General features: G+C 48.4%; 15 protein-coding genes, 1 tRNA gene and 1 rRNA gene. 7 read left to right on the top strand and 10 right to left on the bottom strand.

Annotation, left to right across the window (positions count from 1 at the left end; genetic code table 11):
- The coding region (locus B153_RS0129230; RefSeq protein ID WP_020599176.1) for a transposase at positions 1-231 on the bottom strand (231 nt) is incomplete at its 3' end.
- A 183-nt stretch (positions 232-414) separates the two neighbouring features.
- Here B153_RS0129230 and B153_RS0129225 point away from each other — a divergent pair.
- Both B153_RS0129225 and B153_RS0129220 read left to right on the top strand, forming a co-directional pair.
- Positions 415-1,158, top strand: a complete 744-nt coding sequence (locus tag B153_RS0129225) for a hypothetical protein (RefSeq protein ID WP_020600303.1) — start codon at positions 415-417, stop codon at positions 1,156-1,158.
- Positions 1,159-1,163: 5 nt separating this feature from the next.
- Complete coding sequence (locus B153_RS0129220) at positions 1,164-1,775, top strand: type II toxin-antitoxin system VapC family toxin (RefSeq protein ID WP_020600302.1); 612 nt, start codon at positions 1,164-1,166, stop codon at positions 1,773-1,775.
- A gap of 53 nt (positions 1,776-1,828) precedes the next feature.
- On the opposite strand, the gene B153_RS0129215 is transcribed toward B153_RS0129220, so the two are convergent.
- The 4 genes from B153_RS0129215 to B153_RS0129200 form a co-directional block, all read right to left on the bottom strand.
- Positions 1,829-2,689, bottom strand: coding sequence for a DNA/RNA non-specific endonuclease (locus B153_RS0129215; RefSeq protein ID WP_026262543.1), 861 nt, complete (start codon positions 2,687-2,689; stop codon positions 1,829-1,831).
- Between the two features lie 140 nt (positions 2,690-2,829).
- Positions 2,830-2,902 (bottom strand) — tRNA-Gly (locus B153_RS0129210).
- Positions 2,903-2,950: 48 nt separating this feature from the next.
- A complete protein-coding gene (bioA, locus tag B153_RS0129205; protein ID WP_020600300.1) occupies positions 2,951-4,222 on the bottom strand; it encodes an adenosylmethionine--8-amino-7-oxononanoate transaminase in 1,272 nt (423 codons plus the stop codon).
- A 39-nt stretch (positions 4,223-4,261) separates the two neighbouring features.
- Positions 4,262-4,774, bottom strand: coding sequence for a KdsC family phosphatase (locus B153_RS0129200; RefSeq protein ID WP_020600299.1), 513 nt, complete (start codon positions 4,772-4,774; stop codon positions 4,262-4,264).
- Positions 4,775-4,821: 47 nt separating this feature from the next.
- On the opposite strand from B153_RS0129200, the gene B153_RS0129195 reads away from it, so the two are divergent.
- From B153_RS0129195 to B153_RS0129185, 3 genes are all read left to right on the top strand, one after another.
- Positions 4,822-6,243, top strand: coding sequence for a methyltransferase RsmF C-terminal domain-like protein (locus B153_RS0129195; protein WP_020600298.1), 1,422 nt, complete (start codon positions 4,822-4,824; stop codon positions 6,241-6,243).
- Entirely contained in the window at positions 6,240-7,277 is a 1,038-nt protein-coding gene (locus tag B153_RS0129190; protein WP_020600297.1) for an alpha/beta hydrolase, read from the top strand. Before B153_RS0129195 ends, B153_RS0129190 begins: the two co-directional genes overlap by 4 nt.
- 122 nt (positions 7,278-7,399) lie before the next feature.
- Complete coding sequence (locus B153_RS0129185; protein ID WP_020600296.1) at positions 7,400-8,215, top strand: enoyl-ACP reductase FabI; 816 nt, start codon at positions 7,400-7,402, stop codon at positions 8,213-8,215.
- Between the two features lie 84 nt (positions 8,216-8,299).
- On the opposite strand, the gene B153_RS0129180 is transcribed toward B153_RS0129185, so the two are convergent.
- The 3 genes from B153_RS0129180 to B153_RS0129170 all read right to left on the bottom strand — a co-directional run bounded on the left by B153_RS0129180 (position 8,300) and on the right by B153_RS0129170 (position 11,603).
- The gene (locus B153_RS0129180; protein WP_020600295.1) at positions 8,300-9,442 is read right to left on the bottom strand and encodes a hypothetical protein; all 1,143 of its coding nucleotides are present in this window, start codon (positions 9,440-9,442) and stop codon (positions 8,300-8,302) included.
- Positions 9,443-9,447: 5 nt separating this feature from the next.
- Positions 9,448-10,278 carry a hypothetical protein gene (locus tag B153_RS0129175; protein ID WP_020600294.1) on the bottom strand — a complete coding sequence of 277 codons (831 nt, stop codon included), beginning with the start codon at positions 10,276-10,278 and terminating at the stop codon, positions 9,448-9,450.
- A 275-nt stretch (positions 10,279-10,553) separates the two neighbouring features.
- Positions 10,554-11,603, bottom strand: coding sequence for an alkaline phosphatase D family protein (locus B153_RS0129170; protein ID WP_020600293.1), 1,050 nt, complete (start codon positions 11,601-11,603; stop codon positions 10,554-10,556).
- Positions 11,604-11,848: 245 nt separating this feature from the next.
- On the opposite strand from B153_RS0129170, the gene B153_RS0129165 reads away from it, so the two are divergent.
- A complete protein-coding gene (locus B153_RS0129165) occupies positions 11,849-12,682 on the top strand; it encodes a nuclear transport factor 2 family protein (protein ID WP_245564968.1) in 834 nt (277 codons plus the stop codon).
- A gap of 51 nt (positions 12,683-12,733) precedes the next feature.
- Here the strand turns inward: B153_RS0129165 and B153_RS0129160 are convergent, their stop codons facing one another.
- Both B153_RS0129160 and B153_RS0129155 read right to left on the bottom strand, forming a co-directional pair.
- A complete protein-coding gene (locus tag B153_RS0129160; RefSeq protein ID WP_020600291.1) occupies positions 12,734-15,841 on the bottom strand; it encodes an AAA family ATPase in 3,108 nt (1,035 codons plus the stop codon).
- On the bottom strand, positions 15,838-17,064 hold the full coding sequence (locus tag B153_RS0129155; protein ID WP_020600290.1) for a metallophosphoesterase family protein: 1,227 nt from the start codon (positions 17,062-17,064) through the stop codon (positions 15,838-15,840). The genes B153_RS0129160 and B153_RS0129155 overlap by 4 nt, the downstream gene beginning before the upstream one ends.
- A gap of 572 nt (positions 17,065-17,636) precedes the next feature.
- Between B153_RS0129155 and B153_RS0129150 the strand changes: the two genes are divergently transcribed.
- Positions 17,637-17,901, top strand: a 16S ribosomal RNA gene (locus B153_RS0129150); the annotation flags it as partial.

Genomic DNA, 17,901 nt, shown 5'->3' with positions numbered 1-17,901 from the left:
CATCTCGCTTTGCCGCAGTTGCTTACGGAGTGAATCGACTTCTTGTTGAAGACTTTGATCGGTTTTCTTTTCCCCTTTGTCATTAGTCTTCCGCCAGGCATGAATTAGGCTATCGCTAATGCCCATTTTACGGGCCACGGCCATGATGGGTTCACCATTGGCAACTAGCCGCAGCACATCGGCTTTAAACTCGGCGGTATACTTTCGTTTGGGGCGTTGGGATTGGTTCATGGTACACGAAGTTAAAAAGTTTCGTGTCCGGATTTTTAGGACCATATCAATGAGCCAAACAATTTGTTTATGGGACATTTTTAAGGAGAAGAATAAGAAATGATGTAATATTTTCTAAGTAGCCCTTACGTTTTAAGTATAAATGGTTCACTATTTGCATTTTTGTCAATAAATCCCAAAGGTATGGAGATGTATGATCTTACTTTACGCTTTGATGATCATCAGCATACACTTACTGCTGAGGATGGATTGCCTATTGATGAGGTAGCCAAAATTCTGGCTTCATTGAGTCAAGCACTGGGACTTAATAAAGATCAAAAAGTAGTTCTAAGCGATGTGAGGGGAAACTGTTACGCTTTGAATTTATCAACGAACAGTATTACGGTTCACGAAACGTTAAAAGTAATCCATCGCAAAATAAGTCAGAATGATTATCAAGGACTTACAACACAAGAGCGTCAGTATGTGGCTACGCTTAAAAGTGTAATGCGAGATGAGTATACTTTAGATGTTTATGATAATACAAAAGAGTTTCGAGTGCATGTCGAAAAGGTTAACCTCCCCAAAACTCCTCAATATTATTATGATAGATCAACAGTATATGGGGTCATTACTTTGATTGGTGGACAAACCATAGATGGAGCTACCTATATCAACATTGGGCTTCAGAATTATCCAATTAAAGTAACTGCTTATCAAGAAAGGCAATTAATAAAGTACTTTAAACAAAATAAGATTCTCTTTACTATAAATCGACGCATTCGATATGATAACGATGCTGTAGTTAGTGCAGAACTGGAGACTTTCGAGATAACGGGAGAAGCTTTATTATTGTCGATTGCAGAGGATCTTCGTGAGGCTAATCCAGATGGTATTTTTATCGATATGGAAGATTCAGTAGATGCTGTAAGAAAACTCCGTGATTAATTCGCATGAAACCCACCAAACCAATTAGCGAGTGGAGGAATATCTTTTTAGATACCTCAGTCATTATTGATTTCTTACAGAAGCCTGAAAAGTTCGGTAAAAATCCTCCTGTGCAAAAGCGCATTGAGTTTGTGCATCAAATCATGGCCATACTTGGCTCAGGAAATTCAGGAAATGGATCTAGGCGCTTTTATGTTTCGGCTATCACAGTAGCCGAATTGAAGCATTTGCAACGGCCACACACTACTAAGGATATTGTAAATATTTTTAATGGGGCTGATGTGATGTTTATTGATTTTACAAAAGATATAGCACTTCTGTTAAATAATTCTTTAGAGAAAAACCTCAGTAGTGATCAGATAAAGCAATGGAAAGCAAATCTTGTTGCTGCTAAGCTTAGTGACGACCAACATGTGAGTGCCAGGCAATGGATTTCAGATGATATGAAAATTATTGCTTCGGTAAAGGCCGTTAAAAATATTGATGTAGTCCTCACATGTGATCACAAAACATTTAAGCCTATTACAGATCGTTTTGAGGTGCCATGTCTAACAATGAACGAGGAAGAATTTCCTCATGATATGTTTGGTGCTATTAATCAATCCGGTTTGTTCTAGACTAAATTGTTCACTCTCTTTGTTCGGGGATCGACTGTATAGTTATACAAACGTTACAATAACAGCTGATCAATCTTAGTTTCAATTGCTTGCTGCACACCCTCCGCTACATTCGACAGCAAATCATATCCCGTCTGCTTCTCAACCTCATTGACACTAACCCGGTAATTACCCCAGGATTGTTGCCCTACCGTATTCGTATTACCTATCCAAACCGCAATAACTCGCGTCTGTGCGTTTATCCTGCCTAAATCATCCGAACCTACAGGCAGCACCACAATAACCTTCCAGAGCGCAGTAGGAACGGTTAATTTGCCACTGGCTATAGTGTTCACCTTGCCATTATCGCCTTCACCACCTTTGCCATATGTTCCGGCAATGATGTATAGCTCATTTCCCTGAGTCACCAGGTTGCGGCAATACTCTTCTAGTCGTAACCATGCCTGCCGGTTAAGCTGCGGTGCCTGGGGTACAATGTTGGTCAGAATAAACGTAGTCCTATTTTCGTCGGCTGTACTATCCCGATCATCCGATGGACAGAGGTGGCCACGGTCGAATCCGGTACTGGTGTAGTCACTGTGCTTCGCCTGAAAGAAGCTGGTAGGTAAAGTCTGGTCAGGAATGAAATTACCTGTGTAGCGCGAAGCAGATCCTTTCCAAGCTGAGCTTAGATGCCAGCTGCACCAATTGGCAATACCTGTGGAGTTATTGTAAGAAAGCGAATAGGTAGAGCGGGTAATCAGGTAAGCGTTGGAACTAGATTCTGAGGCTTTAGCTCCATCGGGATTACCTAACGCCATATTGTCGTCTCTTGTTGGTGTAGTGTCGTTGGGGGCTGTAACGGACGGTTCTTTACACTGAGTAAGTATAAATAGAAGAAAAAGTGCCGAATAAATGCGAAAGTAGGATTTCATATAATTAGCCGTTGAGAGTCAAGCGGATCAAGCCACGAACCGAAAATGCAAACCGTAGTGCAAACCGTCCTATACCTTGCTATGAAAAAAGCCGATTAACATTGCTGCTAACCGGCTGAATCTCATGGGTTTTATGGGTGAGCGGGAAACGAGGTTCGAACTCGCGACCTGCAGCTTGGGAAGCTGCCGCTCTACCAACTGAGCTATTCCCGCTTATACCACAAAAATGAGTGTTTTAAACGTAAATGTCAAGTAGTACGATCAAAGCGTATGGAGTAGTTCTTTGATCTTCGCATACGTATAATCCAATTGTTCATTCGTCGTGCAGTAAGGGGGCATCAGGTACAAAACATTGCCCAACGGCCGCATCAGGATACCCTGCTCCAACAGAAAGGTATACGCTGCGTCGCGAATGCTATTGAAGTACGATGTTTGCTCACCGGCTCTTAGGTCGAAGGCAAGTAAAGTGCCTTGTTGCCGAATGTTTTCAACAGTTGAATACGCGGCTAGCTGCCTGGCAAACGCGCTGTGCTTTTGGACGATTCGTTGAATGGCCTGTTGGGTTTCTGCCGACAAAAGCAAGTCCATGCTGGCTAATGAGGCTGCACAAGCCAATGGGTTAGCGGTAAACGAATGGCCATGAAAAAGCGTTTTGTGCTTGTCGGTTGATAAAAATGCTTCGTAAATGGCCTGGGTACAGGTGGTTATGCTTAAGGCCATGGTGCCGCCCGTGAGCCCTTTGGATAAACACATCAGGTCGGGCTTTTCCGTTAAATGATCGGAGGCAAACAGGCGACCTGTGCGGCCAAAGCCCGTCATGACTTCATCAGCAATAATTAACGCGCCATACTGACGGGCCAGCCTGATTAATTTGTCGAGGATTTCGGGCTGATACATAACCATACCTCCTGCTCCCTGCACCAATGGTTCAACAATGAAAGCCGCCGTGTCGTCCGTAAATAAGGCTTCGGCCCGCTTTAATACGTCGGCTTCCTCGCCGGGTATGGGAGTTGGCAGGTAATCGACATCGAACAAAAAGGGGGCGAACGGGGCTGTAAAGGCACTCCGGCCCCCTACGGCCATAGCTCCAAATGTGTCTCCATGATAAGCATTTTCCAGCGCCACTACCTTTCGGCGTAGCAGGCCTAGGTTGTGCCAATATTGAAAAGCCATTTTCAGGGCCACTTCAACGGCTGTTGACCCATTGTCCGAATAGAAAACCCGCTTCTGATTTTGGGGTAGGATAGCCAGTAAACGCTCCGCCAGTTCAACCGCCGGTTCATGGGTGAAATCGGCAAAAATGACATGTTCGAGCGTTTGAAGCTGCTCAGCTACCCGTTGCGCTATGTGTGGATGGGCATGCCCGTGTAAGTTGACCCACCACGATGAAATCATGTCCAGATACTCACGACCATCGGTTCCGTAGAGTATAGAGCCCTTCCCCCTTGCAATAGAGATGGGGGCCGGGGCTGTTTGCATTTGCGTGAACGGGTGCCAGATCACAGCCCGGTCGCGTTCTGCTAAATCATTCATTGTAATGCGTTGACTAGTAGTGTTTTGCTGTGATAAGGCTCAGAAAGGCCACTTACCCTGAACGCGCATGACCTGTTCAATCACATCCCGAACGGCACCCCCTCCGCCTGGTTTGGGCGATATATACTTGCAGATGGCCTGAATGGCATCGACCGCATCGGCCGGGCAGGTGCTTAATACGTCTGGACGGCTCAAAATGGTATAATCGGGGAGGTCGTCGCCCATATAAAGAATTTCCGATTCGTTCAGGCCATCGCGGGCAATGTAGCCGAGGTAGGCATGCACTTTCTGATCGGAAGGGCCTCCCATAAAAATGTCCTTCACCTTCATATTCGTTAGCCAGTTCCGAACCCCATCGGCATTGGACGACGACAAAATACCTACCTGAAAACCAGCCTTTAGCGCTTGTTCAATGGCATAAGTATCCCGAATATGAACGGTGCGAAAGCGTTCGCCCGATGCCAGCAGATGCACACTGCCGTCGGTCAATACACCGTCGACATCGAAGATGAACGTTTTAATATGTGTAAAGCGATCTTGTAAAGCTGCCATGTTGCAAGTTTAGTGAAAACCGGGCTACTGTTCCGTATTTTTGTCCAATGAATGCTTATGACCTCCACTCGGCTGCCGGGTCACCGGCCGACTTGCCCTCGGCGTTTCGCGATCAGATGCAGGCTCAACTGGGACCAGAGTTTGCTGATTTTCAGCAGATATTGTCGACACCCGCTCCTGTCAGTATCCGCCTGAATCCACGCAAACCTGTCTATGATACGACCAATTTGAACCCAGTTCCGTGGTGCAACGATCAGGGCCCGGTTCAGGGATTTTATTTAGCGGAACGCCCCAGCTTTACGCTCGATCCTCTGTTTCAGGCGGGGGCGTATTATGTGCAGGAAGCCTCATCGATGCTGCTGTACGAGGCCCTAGGGCAAAGTGTGAATCTGAACCGACCGCTCCGGGTGCTGGATTTATGTGCGGCTCCCGGTGGCAAAAGTACTTTACTGGCGTCGGCGCTATCGGCCGATAGCTTGCTCGTATGCAATGAGGTGATTCGAAGCCGGGTATCGGTATTACGCGAAAATCTGGAAAAATGGGGGTATGCAAATGTGGTGGTGAGCAATCACGATCCCGAAGAAATGGGAAATCTGGCTGGTTTTTTTGATGTGGTCGTAATTGATGCGCCCTGTTCGGGTGAAGGGCTTTTTCGGAAAGATCCTGATGCCATTCAGGAATGGTCGGAGGCTAACGTACAGCTTTGCTCAGCCCGGCAAAAACGGATTCTGGACGCGGCTATCCCGCTGCTTGACGAACGAGGTATTTTGATTTACAGCACCTGTACCTACAACGACAGCGAGAATCTGGACAACGTTCGGTATCTGACGGAGAATGGCTTTCGGAATCGACCACTGATTTTTCCCCCTGAATGGCAGATTGTTGACAAGTATGTGGATAACTCCGTTGGTTACCAGTGTTATCCACATCGGGTGCAGGGCGAAGGCTTTTTTATCAGTGTTTTTCAGAAAATGTCCTTTACGGCGGCCGTCAAACTGGACGCCCGTACCTTTCGTAGTATCCGGGCGTTGCGCCCACGCGAAACGACGACGGCCATGAAATGGCTGGAAAATCCGGCCAGTTTCTCCTTCTGGGAAAAGCCCAATGGCGACGTAATGGCTTTACCGAAAGGGCTGGAAAAAACGTTTCTGTTTCTGGATAGCGCCTTCCGAAACAAAGGGTTTGGCCTCGAAATGGGGCAGTTTAAAGGGCAGGACTTTATTCCGTCGCACGCGCTGGCGTTGAGCACCGAGATCAATCGCCAGCTACCCGCTATTGAACTGAGTAAAGAGAACGCGCTCAGGTACTTTAAGAAAGAGAATCTGGTGCTCGACGAACCCCTGAAAGGCTGGTTACTGGCTCGATACAATGGCCTGAACCTGGGTTGGGTAAAAGGCGTTGGTAATCGGGTCAATAATTATCTGCCTAAAGACTGGCGTATCCGAATGGACATAAAAGAATATGTATGAAACGACTATTTGCTATTTCTGGTCTGGTACTGATTGCCCTTGGAATAGGGTACTGGGCTGGCCCAACGGCTCATCCTGATGGTGTTAAGCAGGGGGTGTTCACGGTCGATCCTGACCTGGTGAAACTGGAGCAGAACATAGCCGATTCGGAGCGTAAATCGGATGTACGGCCCGATAACGAAGCCCGGATCATTTGGGCCGACAGCCTGCATAAAGTCCGAACGCCGTATAGCATCGTGTACCTGCCCGGTTTTTCGGCAAGCTGGGCCGAGGGCGATCCTGTTCATAAACAGATTGCGAAGCGGTTTGGCTGTAACCTGTACCTGGCTCGTCCGGCCGAACATGGTATCAACGCTCCTGATGCGTTTAAACACATCACTCCCGCCAACTATGCTGCATCGGCCGAGCGGGCGCTGGCCATTGGGAAGGCTTTGGGCGAAAAAGTAATTGTCATGGGTACGTCGGCAGGAGGGATGCTGTCGTTGTATCTGGCGGCCCATCACCCCGAAATCGAGGGGCTGGTGTTGTATTCGCCCTGCATTGAGGTGGCCAATCCAGCTTTGAAGCTGGTGACTGGCCCCTGGGGTAAACAAATTCTCGATCAGGTGTTTCGGGGTGAGTACCTGGTCAATACCCATTACAGTGGTGAACGGTCGCGCTATTGGCTACCCAAATACCATACGAATGGGCTGATTACCCTCCAGACGATGCTTGACACTTACATGACGCCCGAACAGTTTCGGAAGGTGAAACAGCCGGTATTTTTGGGGTACTACTACAAAGATGAAGATCATCAGGATCAGACCGTGTCGGTAGCGGCTATGCTGAATATGTATGACGAATTGGGAACCCCTGCCGATAAAAAACAGAAAGTTGACTTTCCCGAGGCTGGTGCTCATGTGATAGCCTCGCACTTTACATCCAACGACTTACCGGGTGTGTATGGGGCCACGGAAACCTTTTTGAAAGAGGTTCTGAAAGTGCCTGTGGTTACAGTACCTGCCAATAATGTAGCCCTTACCCCAAAAAAATAACCTAACTTTGACGCCATATGTGACTGACGACTGATGGGCTAATGGATCTGATCGATAGCAACCAGTACACGCATCATTCGTCATTGCACCGGCGACCCGGTCATCATTCATAATTAACAAACATGGCTTACGGATTACTGAACGGAAAACGCGGCATCATTTCGGGTGCCTTGAACGAACAATCAATCGCCTGGAAAATCGCCCTGAAAGCGAAAGAAGAAGGGGCTAGTATTACCCTGACCAACGCACCGATTGCCATGCGCATGGGTGAAATCAAACTGTTGGCCGAGCAGACAGGGGCCGAAATTATTCCGGCCGATGCTACATCGGTCGACGACCTAACCAATCTTTTTACCAAATCGCAGGAGGTGCTGGGCGGCAAAGTCGATTTCGTACTGCATAGCATTGGTATGAGCCCCAACATCCGCAAAGGAAAAGCCTATACCGACCTCAACTATGAGTGGCTTAAGCAAACGCTGGATATTTCGGCTGTTTCGTTCCATAAAATGATGCAGGTGGCCTACAAGCTCGACGCCATCAATGAATGGGGTTCGGTAGTGGCACTCACCTATATGGCGGCTCAGCGGACATTCCCGTTCTACACCGACATGGCCGATGCCAAAGCCATGCTCGAATCCATCGCCCGTAGCTTTGGCTATCGGTATGGCAAATACCGGAAGGTTCGGGTCAATACAGTTTCGCAGTCGCCAACACAAACCACAGCCGGTGGCGGCATCGGGGGTTTCGACAAGTTTTTTGACTTTGCCGACAAAACGGCTCCATTGGGTAATGCCACAGCCGACCAATGCGCCGATTATGTGATCACCCTTTTCTCGGATCTTACCCGCATGGTCACGATGCAAAACCTCTTCCATGACGGCGGTTTCTCGATGACCGGTATCTCGGAAGAAGTAATGAATCTGATCACGAAGGAATAGCTGGGATACAGATACAGAGGGGCAGGAAGCGCATACACTGTGTGCTTCCTGCCCCTTGTGTTTTAGCCGGTTCGTACGTCGCGATCAGGGTAGTGAAACGACAGTCATCCTTGACAACGTAAGAAAGCTACCGTCGAGGGTTTCCAGTTCGGTACGCTGATTGTCGTGCCAGATGCAGGCATGATAAAGGCCATTTAGTTTGTACGTCCCGCTTGAATACATCGTATCGTTGCAAATAGCCAGATTTTGACAAAATGCCTGACTGGCATTTGCCGGAAGCGGCTGTAGCATCTCGGTTACCGTGCCGGTTGGGCCGATGCGCCAGATTATCGGCAGAAATCGTTGATAATCCAGAATGTTCAGGTACAATTGCCCCTGGCTATCCATGGCCAGTTCATGTAGCCGCTGGCTAGCTGGATTGACCGATTGGCTTAACTGAAACCGATTGTTGTTTTTCCAGATGGTGGGTACAGGTGCCGACCGGTCGAACTGGTCGTTGACTTCGCCAACCGAAAAAACACCCTGTTTGGAAGGAAGTATGGCAAATACCAGCGATTTGACAGGCGCTGAATCGACCTCCCTAACCCGGATACTATCGTTTTTATCCACTGTCCAGTAGATGGGTCTACTTACCGACCTGCCGTTTAGAGGTAGCGTTTGAATGCCACCAATGTACAACTGATCCTGGTAGCTCATTAGATTCCCCGTGCTTAATTCTTCTCCCCGAATGGCATTTGTTCCCCCATTCAAAAGGAGCAGCTGAGGTGAGCTGTTAGCATTTAGTTTCCAGAGAACAGGCCGTAAATCAATATCGCCCAGTATATAACCGATGCCCTGGAAAAAATGGATGTCGCGGGCTCCGGCTCTGGCGTAGTCTGCTTTCGGAGGAATAGGTAAATCAATTTTACGACCGTTTTTCCAATAGCAGGGCTTCATTCGCTCATCTGCATCGTCAACATAATAGCCCGCGATATAGAGGTCATGGCCTTCTTTCTGAAGTCCGTAGCAACCCGTCTCCAGCGCCGACCCTGATTCGAGCCGACGAATTTTCCCCTGCTCCCAGTAGACGGCTGCATACTGCCGGGTTTTGGGGTCAAGTGTAGAGCCTGTGGTATAAATCATGACCGAGTCTTTCCCGTCGACAGGCGAAACGGTATCTGAGGGTCGGCAGCTAAACAAACTGAGCAGCCAGCCAGCTATAGCGGCTAAATGGAGTAGCTTTAACATCGGGTTTATAAGCCAGCATACGAATATGTTGCGGTCAGTGTACCACCGGCATCGGTTTGGGTGTGGGCAGTCGGGTATTTCTGGCCGTTATACTGATACGTATAAACCGACTGATGAATCTGCGTTTCCTGCCCGTCGGGCCCTGTGGTAAATTGCGTAACTGTCGATGGATTATTCTGCTGGAAGGTGACATTGGGCAGAAAGGGGTAAAGCTGCCATAAGTTCGACACGTTCCTGTTCGAATCATAGCCCGCAAAACGAGTAATCAGCTCTTCCCGATAGCCGCCAGTCAAATCATCTTTGCTTAAATCAACCACCTGAGTCAGATTCCCACGGGTATCGTAGGCAAACGTGCGGGCGGTTTCGGTTTTGTTCAGCCCTTCTCCCTGAGCCATGTCTACCCGAGCCAGCTTGTTATCGAGCGAATACTGATAGGTGTACGTAGTTGTTAGTGTGCCATTGGGCGAAAACTCCTGGGTAAGCTTGACCTTGTCGCCATCGTAGGTATACGTAACATACGATCCGTTGGAGGCTTCCAGGCGAGTCAGCCGATTGGTACTGGCATACAGGAAGTTATAGACGACTTTACGTACCTGATTGGTGGTCTGGATATACAGGTTCTGAGTTGTATATCGAATGGGTACGTTGGCGGCATCATACTCTACTTCCTTGTAATCCGTATCGGACCAACTGATTTTCGTTTTTTTGAAAGCGTAAATCGAGTCGTTCGACGGATCGGGTAGCTTCCCCGTGTCGGACGGTAGCGGTGTTTTGGATTGGCAGGCGGCTAAAGCCAGCAACAGACCTACTGATAGGATTGTCGTGTGTAGTTTCATGGTGTTTACTGTTTGAGAATTGATTCACTAGTAGGAGTACGATTGGCATCCGAACGTTCTGCGTATGGGTACGAACCGGCAGGAAAGCAGGTTGAAGTGTCACATTAGCCGCATGAACTGTAGTGTCAGATAAAGGAGTATTTACGCAGAAAGGGATACGACCGTTCGTATCCCTTTCTGCGTAAAGGCATTTTATGAATCAGATGTAAGCATCAGACGAGGGGCCGGTTTCAGGAATCGACACCTCGTCACGCGTTTGGAATCCTTTATCTGTTTTAAAATTTCAAATCCTGCGTCAAATAGGTAGCTCGGTTATCTCCATTGATCCGAACGGTTGCCGTTAACGGTTTTGAGCCCCAATTGACAGTGATCAGACCATAGTTCAGTTCCGTAACCATCTTTCCGACACGATGGCGGTTAGGTTCCTCGTGTGGGGCCGAAACGTGTGTCAGGCCGCTGCTGGTTATATCATACACGTCGTATGGCAGACCCGGCACGCTTATTTTCGATACTTCGGCCATGTGACGGTCGCCACTGATGAAAAAGGCTCCTTTTGGTTTGGTTTTGCTCAGTAAATCGAGCAGTCGTTTGCGGGCAGTCGGAAAATTGGCCCACTTTTCATAGACGTGCTCTTCGGGCAATACCTGAACCCCACTGCCAATAATATGCACATCGGCATCGGAGTTGGTTAGCTCTTTTTCGAGCCATTGCCACTGGGTTTCGCCAAGCATGTCGCCCGTTGGGTCGGGTACATTTTTCTTATTCTCTTTCTTGAGTGGGTCACGGAAATACCGGGCGTCCAGCAGAATTACTTTAACCCGTTGCCCTTTCGGCCCGTATACGTGTGATGAGTAGGCTCCTTCCTGCGTGCGTAACGGACTATCGGTCGGAACATCCAGAAAGTCGAGCATCACCTGCTGGCTTTGTTTCCGCATGGGGTATTCCTTGCCGCCATCGTTTACCCCATAATCATGGTCGTCCCACACCCCAATGATGGTTGAGGACTGCCGCAACTGCTGATAGCCCGGATTCGCTTTCTGGATTGCGTATTTGGCCCGGAGCGTATCCATATTTTCCGAATCGCCATAGATGTTATCGCCTAGCCAGATCCAGAGGTCGGGTTTCTGGGCAACAATATCGTCCCAGAGTGGTTTAGGCCGTTTTTGATCGCTGCAAGAGCCAAAAGCAATGGTTGTAACCGGGCTGGATGGGTCAACGGGTGGCGCAGACTTCGATTGGTTAACAGTTGTTGTGCTGGGTTTGGAGGAATGACAACCGATCAGCAACAAACTGCTGAAGACGATGAGCGTAATGAAGGTTTTCATCAGAGCGTTTTGAAGGATTCGTAGAGTAAAAGTAAATAGACCACATCGATTCTGGCGCGTGTTCAAGATTTATTAACTTTGCCCCACTGAAACACTACCTTATCTATTACCGATTCGCGCCGACAACGACTGCTACAGGCTGGCAGGTTGCATCGGCATAAGCTACACCAGCGTGTAGCCAGCGACTTCGTCTGTCTTAACGACGAAGTATCGGTATTCTCTTATATATTAATTTATTCTAGCAGATGAAATCAGGCCATTTCATCACGGGGATGCTGTATCTGGCATTCGCCTTACGGCTGTCGTTTTCCTGCACGACCGCCCAACAATCAATTTCAAACAAAAATCTCATGGAAAAAGAAACCATCCATAAATCCATAATCCGCGATTTCTACCGTCGGGCAGTAGGCGAGGGCGATCTGGCGTTTGCCGAACAACTCATTGCCGACGACTATATCCAGCATAGTACAGCCGTAAAACCAGGGAAGGCGGGTTTGCTGGAAGCGCTTGCCTATATGAAACAGATGCCTAAACCACCTACTACGTCGGCCCCTTTTATGCGCCTGATTGCTGAAGGTGATTATGTGGTTACGAACATGAGTTTTGGCTGGGCCGGAAAACAGAAAGCCGTTATCGATCTTTTTCGGTTTCGCAACGGACAAATTGTAGAACATTGGGACGCTATAGCCGACCAGCCCGAAAACTCGCTGAATGGCCATGCGTTGATGGATGGATCGTTGCCTGCCGAAACGTCGGAGCAAACGGGCCTTAACAAAGCCAAAGTGGCCGATTTTATGGAATCCGTGTTTATGCATCGGCAGGTGGATAAGCTACCCGAGTTCGTTGCTGATACCTTAATCCAGCATCGGCCCGAAATCGCCAATGGTCGTTCGGGGTTACTAACCTACTTGCAGAAGCAACCGGATCAGCAGCGGGTTGACAGCGTACTTCGGATCATTGCCGAAGGAGATTTTGTCGTCGTTCAGTCGTCTGGAACCTGGCAGCAGAAACCAACTGTATTCTATGATGTTTTTCGCCTGGAAGACAAACGGATTGTCGAGCATTGGGGATTGAAGTAGGTTCTGTGACTTCACCCCGCTCCTGAAATTAGGAGCGGGGTGATTTTAACATTACTCCTCCCAACTCCGAATGATCCGGCTGCCATTTTCCGAGGCTTCGGCCCGGATGTACATATCTACTTCCTGCTGTAATTCTTCCACGTGTGAGATAATGCCCACAATCCGGTTTTCGGCCCGTAGCGATTTCAGCGTTTTGAAGACCGTTTGCAGCGAATCTTTATCGAGCGTGCCAAAGCCTTCGTCCAGGAAGAACAGGTTTTGTTTGGCTTTGGTCAGGTGCTGAATATTGTCTGACAGGGCCAGCGCGAGCGATAGAGCCGCCTGAAACGTTTGGCCACCCGAGAGGGTCTTTACACTTCGCACTTCACCCCCGTTGAGGTAATCACGTACCTGGAAATTGTTTTTTTCATCCAGTTCCAGTTTAAGTTGATTGTTGGTTAGTTTGAAAAACCGATCATTGGCCGATTCACAAAGATTTTTCAGATATACCGACGAAACGTAGTTGACAAATCCCTGCGCCCGAAACATCTCGTCCATCTTCTTTAAATCCTGCTTGCGAAGATCGAGCAGATCATAGCGTTTCTGATACGCCTGTTTTTCAGTCCACTGGCGTTTCAGGGTGGTCAGAATATTGGTAAGCTGCCCAATTTCCTTGTTCAGATTGTCTTTCTGTTTGCGGAGGGCCTGTAGCTGAGTCTGAACCGTTTGCAAGGCAGCAGAATCGAAAGGCGACTCCGCCAGAGCGGCCTCCAGATCGGTAATCTGTTTTCGTAATCCCGCACATTTTTTGTCGTATTCTTGAATCCGACTCCGTTCCTGATCAATGTCGACGCTGCTTTGTAACACTTGTTCAACGATGTCGCGGGTGAGATTCTGACTGGCCAGGTTTTGAGACAGAATAGATTCCACGCCCTGAATATCAGTCGCTAATTCTGTCAGTTGATGGTTGAGCTGCTGCTGTTGCTCGGTTAAGGTAGCCTGCCGTTTTTCGGCGTCGGCCTTTTGTCGGTCGGCTAGTTCAAAATTGCGCTTCGTTTGTTCGTAAGCATTTACCAGTGAATCGCGCAGGTCGGTAATCTGGCTCAGATCCCACTGCTCTACTTCGGCCAGACGAAAATTCTCCAACGATTGGACGGCCGTTTTCAACTGACCGCTCAGGCCCGCAATTTCTTTATCGAACGCACTCAGATTTTTCTCCTCTTCCCATTTGGCTGCGTCGAGAGTTTCGATTTGCCGGTTCAAGTCCTGAATAGCTTTTTGCGCTTCCTGTAATTGTCGTTGCTGGTCACTTTGCAGACGAATGGCATCGGTTAGGTCAGCTTCCTGGTGTTTATCGAAATCAGACCAGATAAAGAGATCATCGTGCTCTGTCAATCGCTGCACTACCGTTGTCCGTTCCTGAATCAATCGTTTGCTGTTGTCCAGAGCACTACGCAGTTCTTTCTCTAAGCCTTCGATCGTCAGCCGTAAGGCGGTTGTATCGTCAATCTGCTGACTAATTGTACTGAGCGCTTTTTCACGTTCCCGCACGAGTTGCCGGATTGCTTCCGAATCGGGTTTCGTCCGGTTCTGATGCCGAATCGGGTGGTGTTCGGAGCCACAAAGTGGGCAGGGAGTTCCATCGACCAACGACTCGGTAAACTGGCTTATCTCTTGTTGAACGATGGCCTGCTGATAAGCCTTCTCATGGGCTTTGCGGGTCGATTTTAACATAATCAGTTCAGAGTCGATCCGTAAGGGTAAGGTTTTGAGAGTAAACTGCGCCCATTCTTTAGGAAACCCTAGTAGCGACGAATCTTTGCGTTGCTTGATCTCCTGGATCGTGGCTTCGTAGTCCGTATATTGCTTTTCCAGTTCATCGGCCTGTTGTTTTAGAGGCTTATAAATAGCAAACCATTTTTCGATCTGGTAAAGCCGTTCCAGTTCCGATGTCTGGCCAAATAATCCTTCGGTGAGCGCCTGATGCTTTTTTCGATTGGTTTTGTGCTGGTCAATCGTTTGCTGAATCGCTTCGATCCGGCTGGCAATGTGCTGGCGGTTTCGATTTTGCAGCGCAACCGATTCCTGGACGGTCCGTATGGTTTGAACGGTGTCGAGTTCGTCAATCTGCTTTTGTAGCTGACCACGGCCTTCATAGGCTTTTTTTGTGGCTTCGTATACCGACTGGAAGCCCACCAACTGGCCGATCAAGTCCGTGAGTTGCTCCGACGTTTTCTTTTCGGCCTGTAGCAGCCCCACTTGTTTGTCTTGTAATTTCCGCAGAGTAACCAGATCGCTCTGGAACATCAGTCGGCAGGTTTCATATAGGGCTATGGTTTGCCGAAGGCGTTGATAGGTAGGCTCCTGAGTTTGTAAAACCCCCAGTTCGCGTTGAAGATTCGCCAGTGTCTGGGTCTGGGTCTGGGCCAGCACCAGCTTTCGTTCGACGAATTCTGACTGGTCGATTTCGGTTTCTTTGGTGCGAAGGGCGTCAAATGTCGAAGCAATATTATTTTCCGCCAAGGTAATTGCTTCAGGGGTAACGCTTTCCAGCGGAGCCAGCAACCCGCGTAATTCGGCGAGCTGATCGTCGTTGGCTTTATTAAGCTTGCTGACCCGCCCCGACAGATCGTACTGATCCAGTTTGAATAACTGGTTCATCATTTTCGTTCGCTCAACCGGGCTAAGCTCCAGGAATTCCCGAAACTGGTTCTGCGGGATAATGATTGTACGTTTGAAATTGTCGTAATCGAGACCCAGAATCTGTTTGGTCAGATTTGAAACGTCTTCCTTTTCATGGCCCAGCGGTTGCCAGTCGTTATCCTGGCGGATAAACAGACGTCGTTCGCCAGGGTTAATCTCGTGGTGTTTTTTCGGATGTCGCTTTGCTTCGTAAACAAACTTATACAATTGCTGCTCCGGACCAGCCTGAAACTCAAAGTCGATCAGCAAGTGATTCGACTTCAGGTTCATCATATTATACTGGCGATTGTCGCGGCTATTCAGCCGTTCGGTTTCGCCGTATAGAGCAAAGCTGATGGCCTCCAGGAGCGATGTTTTGCCGCTACCCACCCGGCCAAATATGCCAAAGACATTGGAACTGGTCAGTCGTTGAAAATCAATGGTCTGTACGTCCTGATACGAATAAAGGCCCTGGATCGACAGTTTTATAGGAATCATTCAGGTTCGGTAGCTAAAATCTCCCGAAACAATTGTTGCAGGCGGTCATTAGGTTCCTGCCCTTTGTTTCGGCTTTTAAAATAACCCGCAAAAAGCGATTCAATGCTTTGCGAAAGATCAATGGCAGGGGTTGTCACCTGTTCCGGTTCGTCAACATCCCGGACATCAGGAATAATCGTCACAAGGGAGCTGTGCGCCTGTTGAAGCTGACGACGCTCGGCACTAGTCAGATACGTGGAAGTTTGCAGCGTGATTTCAGCATAGCAGTTCGGATTCTGATTCAACCAGTCCACCGCTTCCTCGACCCGCTTAAACCGTGGACGCAGTAATCGCTTACCAGTTTGTAAAGCAATCGGCGTTACAGTAGCTGGTTTGCCAGGCTCTACCTCTACGAGCATTATATATTTCTGTTGATCCGCTTCGGCAAAGCTGTACGCCAGTGGGCTGCTGCTATACACCACCGGACAGGGCCCTCCTCCCAATTCCTGATAGCGGTGTAAATGACCTAGAGCAGCATACTGCACCTGAGGAGGAATCATATCGGTATAGGTCAGCGAAGCTCCTCCCACCTGCAAAATGCTACGCTCATCATCCGATTCTTCAGGTTGTTGACCGCCCCGCTTCATCATAAATAAATGTGCCATGAGCAGATTGACACCCTTATCGTCCATATAGGCGTCGGCCAACGTTGCCCAATGATCGCCCAAATGCTGTCGGAAGGCATCCTCCTGGTTGGTCATGCCGAAATACGACTGCATTCGGGTTTCATTGGCGTAAGGTGTCAGAATGATTCGTATAGGCGCATCAAATTGAGAAAGTTTCAATTCGATAAATCCGGGTGCAGACTGAAGCAGTTTGGCGTCACAACTCAATTCATGTGGACGAATTATCGTTTTGGGGAAACCTGCAAACAAAATTCCACATTCCCGGCCAAAGTGGTCCTGCGCTTCAATCCGGTCAGGATTATCATGATTACCCGCAATAGCTACAACTGGCCTGCGCCCATGAGCCGTCAACTCTTTGAGTGTACTATATAATAAGTCTTCTGCTTTGGGATCTGGATTGAACGTGTCGAACAAATCACCAGCCACCAAAACCAGATCGGCTTGTTCTCGATCGGCTATTTGTGTGATTTCCGCCAAAACATCGCGTTGTTCCTGAAGTCGCTGGAAATCCTGAAGTCGTTTTCCCAGATGCCAGTCAGCGGTATGAACTATTTTCATTGTATAAGTTGACGCAACTTAATTTGCGACAAAAGAAAGATGCAATATAACTCATTGGACCTGTTTTATTGAGTGATGTGGCCGGTTAAAAGGGCTTTCTTTACAGGGAGAAGAAGGTAATTGCAGTTGTTTGAAAAAAAAGTAAAAAAATATTTATCGAGTAACTCCCCAAATGTCAATCACTTAGCTACTGTCAGGTGGTGAGCGCCCCAATTATTTTAGAATGGGGGCTTGACAAGGGTGAAAAAGCTCCCTACCTTTGCAGTCCCAAATCGAAAGAAATGGCGCTGATTAACCAAGCAAACACCTGGCAGTCAGTGAGTTAAGTGCAAACTCCTGAAAATCAAGTCAAAAAAATATTTTCAGATTTCACTTGACAAACCGCAAAAAGTCTCGTACCTTTGCACTCCCAAACATCGAGAAGCACACAAAACAACTTCTCACCACGCTTCGACCAACGGGTCTGGCGCCAAGTTCTTTGACAAACTGACAGCACAACAAGGACTCAACCTGGGGACGTTCGCGTCCCGGTTGAACAACATCGTGGAAGCTGGTCTTTCACACAATTATTTACGATGGAGAGTTTGATCCTGGCTCAGGATGAACGCTAGCGGCAGGCCTAATACATGCAAGTCGAACGGGCCGCAAGGTCAGTGGCAAACGGGTGCGTAACGCGTAAGCAACCTGCCTCAAACTGGGGGATAGCCCGGCGAAAGCTGGGGTAAACCCGCACGGTCCCAAGGAGTCACCTGGTTTTTTGGGTAAACATTTATGGGTTTGAGAGGGGCTTGCGTCTGATTAGCTAGTTGGCGGGGTAACGGCTCACCAAGGCGATGA

Origin of the sequence: Spirosoma panaciterrae DSM 21099 (genome assembly GCF_000374025.1) — a bacterium.
GTDB lineage: Bacteria > Bacteroidota > Bacteroidia > Cytophagales > Spirosomataceae > Spirosoma > Spirosoma panaciterrae.
This window is presented reverse-complemented; position numbering and strand designations above follow the sequence as displayed.

Coding starts and splice junctions, on each gene's coding strand:
- B153_RS0129160 (WP_020600291.1), bottom strand. CDS start 15,841: ATGATTCCTATAAAACTGTCGATCCAGGGCCTTTATTCGTATCAGGAC.
- B153_RS0129190 (WP_020600297.1), top strand. CDS start 6,240: ATGAAACGACTATTTGCTATTTCTGGTCTGGTACTGATTGCCCTTGGA.
- B153_RS0129165 (WP_245564968.1), top strand. CDS start 11,849: ATGAAATCAGGCCATTTCATCACGGGGATGCTGTATCTGGCATTCGCC.
- B153_RS0129180 (WP_020600295.1), bottom strand. CDS start 9,442: ATGTTAAAGCTACTCCATTTAGCCGCTATAGCTGGCTGGCTGCTCAGT.
- B153_RS0129185 (WP_020600296.1), top strand. CDS start 7,400: ATGGCTTACGGATTACTGAACGGAAAACGCGGCATCATTTCGGGTGCC.
- B153_RS0129215 (WP_026262543.1), bottom strand. CDS start 2,689: ATGAAATCCTACTTTCGCATTTATTCGGCACTTTTTCTTCTATTTATA.
- B153_RS0129225 (WP_020600303.1), top strand. CDS start 415: ATGGAGATGTATGATCTTACTTTACGCTTTGATGATCATCAGCATACA.
- B153_RS0129170 (WP_020600293.1), bottom strand. CDS start 11,603: ATGAAAACCTTCATTACGCTCATCGTCTTCAGCAGTTTGTTGCTGATC.
- B153_RS0129200 (WP_020600299.1), bottom strand. CDS start 4,774: ATGGCAGCTTTACAAGATCGCTTTACACATATTAAAACGTTCATCTTC.
- B153_RS0129220 (WP_020600302.1), top strand. CDS start 1,164: ATGAAACCCACCAAACCAATTAGCGAGTGGAGGAATATCTTTTTAGAT.
- B153_RS0129175 (WP_020600294.1), bottom strand. CDS start 10,278: ATGAAACTACACACGACAATCCTATCAGTAGGTCTGTTGCTGGCTTTA.
- B153_RS0129155 (WP_020600290.1), bottom strand. CDS start 17,064: ATGAAAATAGTTCATACCGCTGACTGGCATCTGGGAAAACGACTTCAG.
- B153_RS0129195 (WP_020600298.1), top strand. CDS start 4,822: ATGAATGCTTATGACCTCCACTCGGCTGCCGGGTCACCGGCCGACTTG.
- bioA (WP_020600300.1), bottom strand. CDS start 4,222: ATGAATGATTTAGCAGAACGCGACCGGGCTGTGATCTGGCACCCGTTC.